This is a genomic window from Bacteroidia bacterium (assembly GCA_025056095.1).
GTDB lineage: Bacteria > Bacteroidota > Bacteroidia > JANWVE01 > JANWVE01 > JANWVE01.
This window is the reverse complement of sequence record JANWVW010000302.1, coordinates 1-2,529: the sequence shown is the minus strand read 5'-3', so window position 1 is coordinate 2,529 and position 2,529 is coordinate 1. Positions and strand designations below refer to the sequence as shown.

Genomic DNA, 2,529 nt, shown 5'->3' with positions numbered 1-2,529 from the left:
ATAGCGTAGCCCGTAGCACGCCGACCTTGTGGGCATGAGCGCAAGCGAAACGCCCACAAGGACACGCCCAAAAAAATTTAATCTTAACACCTATCCCTAAAAAATACGAAATTTGCATCATGAAAAAAGTCATTATTGCATCAGACCACGCAGGATTTGAACTCAAAGAACACTTAAAAAATGCCTTTGCACACATAATCGAATTTACAGACATTGGAACACATAGCCCTGCTTCTATAGACTATCCTGATGTGGTTCATCCTTTGTGTGAGAATGTTTTTCAATACGATTTTGGAATTTTGATTTGCGGTAGCGGCAACGGAGTTTGTATAACCGCTAACAAACACAAAGGTATCCGCGCCGCCCTAGCTTGGAAACCCGAAATTGCTGCCTTAGCTAAGCAACATAACAACGCTAATATACTCTGCCTACCTGCACGTTTTATTTCATTTGAAGAAGCAGAAAATATCCTTCATAGCTTTATGCAAGCTACTTTTGAAGGGGGAAGACACCAAAACAGAATATCCAAAATTGAGATGATTTGAGTATGTGCGGAATAGTAGGTGCTTATTTTTTTACTCAAAATACTGTGCCCGAAGCGAAATTTTATGATGCTTTGCAAACCTTACACGCCCGCGGACCAGATGCCAAAGGATTATGGTATCAATTTCCCGTAGCACTTGGACAAACTCGCCTTTCTATCATAGACACTTCAGAAAAAGCTCACCAACCTTTTTGGAGTGCAGATAAACGCTACGTACTTGTATTCAACGGAGAGATATTCAACTTTTTAGAACTTAAAAAACAGCTTGCCCAACAAGGTTATACTTTTCAAACTCAATCAGACACAGAAGTTTTGCTATACTTGCTAATAGCAGAAAAAGAAAAAGCCATTCCAAAACTTAACGGCTTTTTTGCTTTTGCATTTTATGACACTTTTACGCAGCAGTTACTCCTTGCCCGAGATAGATTTGGTGTAAAACCTTTGTGGATATATCAAGATGCAGATAAATTATTTTTTGCATCGGAACTAAAAGCTTTGCTTGCATTAGGTATTCCAAGAGAAATTAACTCAAAAGACTTGTGGGCTTATTTTCAACTCAATTACTTTCCCCCTGCTACAAGTGTATTAAAAGGATGCCTTAAGTTTAAGGCAGCTCATTATGCATTTGTAGGTCCTTCTCAATCTAATCTACAATTACAATCATATTACAATATTCCACAACCTAATTATAGTCAAGTTCAGGTTACAGCGCAGGACTACCAAAAGCAACAGCAGACTTTAGCCCAACTTTTGGAAGATGCAGTACAAAAACGATTGATAGCCGATGTACCTCTTGGAGTGTTTTTGAGCGGAGGAATAGATTCTTCTGTCATCACAGCTTTGGCGGCTAAGCATCAAAAAAATTTGCTTACTTTTTCCATTGGTTTTGACGATCCCGTGTATGATGAAACCGAATATGCGCTTTCTGTATCACAAAAGTGCGGCACGGAACACACTGTATTCAAAGTCAGTTACCAAGACCTTTTGGAAAACATATTCAATGTGCTAAACTACCTTGATGAACCTTTTGCCGATGCTTCTGCACTTAATTTTTACATTTTATCACAACAAACTCGCAAAAAGGCTACCGTAGCTCTCTCGGGCGATGGTGCAGATGAAGTATTCGGCGGATATATGAAGCATTTAGGCGAATACAAAGCAAGACAAAAAACTATAACTAACCGCTTGTTGAAGTTATTTAATCCTGTTTTACAACGTTTGCCTGCGCACAGAAATAGTTTTTTTACGCGTAAAATTTGGCAAGTACAAAAGTACGCTAATGGATTGGGCAAAGATGCTGTTGAGCGTTATTGGCAATGGTGTAGTGTACTTTCAGACACAGAACGGGATAACTTACTACAATCTCAATATCATCCTAAAAATTTTGACCTCAAACACACATACACTCGATACATACATTCTCATGCAGGTATACAGGATGTGCTTTATGCGGATATGCATCTTACTTTGCAAGGGGATATGCTGACCAAAGTAGATTTGATGTCTATGGCAAACAGTTTAGAAGTGCGCACGCCGTTTTTAGATTACAGAGTGGTAGATTTTGCTTTTTCTTTACCATCGGAAAGCAAAGTATACAAAAATTATCGCAAAAGAATAGTGCAGGATACTTTTAAGGCTATTTTGCCCCAGCAGTTGTATCATCGGCGTAAGCAAGGTTTTGAAGTACCTTTGAGAGATTTTTTCAGGCGAGAACTAAAAACTTACCTTCATAAGGAGGTTCTGAATAGAGATTGGATAGAAAGTCAAGGAATTTTCAATTTTGAAGCGTTGCAGTATTTGTATCAAACTGTTGAGCAAGGTAAAAACGGCAAAGAAGATTGGACATTGTGGGCTGTGGTAGTTTTTGATTTTTGGTATAAAAAGTACATTGCAAGATAGAGATTTTAATTTTTTGGGCGTGCCCTTGCCCACACTTCGCTTGCGCTTGTGTGGGCAAGGTCGGCGTGCTTCGGGCTACGCTATCG

General features: G+C 39.1%; 2 protein-coding genes. Both read left to right on the top strand.

Annotated elements, in window-relative coordinates:
• Nucleotides 1–119 precede the first annotated feature (119 nt).
• Nucleotides 120–545 carry an RpiB/LacA/LacB family sugar-phosphate isomerase gene (locus NZ519_13635; protein MCS7029796.1) on the top strand — a complete coding sequence of 142 codons (426 nt, stop codon included), beginning with the start codon at nucleotides 120–122 and terminating at the stop codon, nucleotides 543–545.
• Between the two features lie 2 nt (nucleotides 546–547).
• The gene (asnB, locus tag NZ519_13630) at nucleotides 548–2,443 is read left to right on the top strand and encodes an asparagine synthase (glutamine-hydrolyzing) (protein MCS7029795.1); all 1,896 of its coding nucleotides are present in this window, start codon (nucleotides 548–550) and stop codon (nucleotides 2,441–2,443) included.
• The last annotated feature ends 86 nt before the right edge of the window (nucleotides 2,444–2,529 follow it).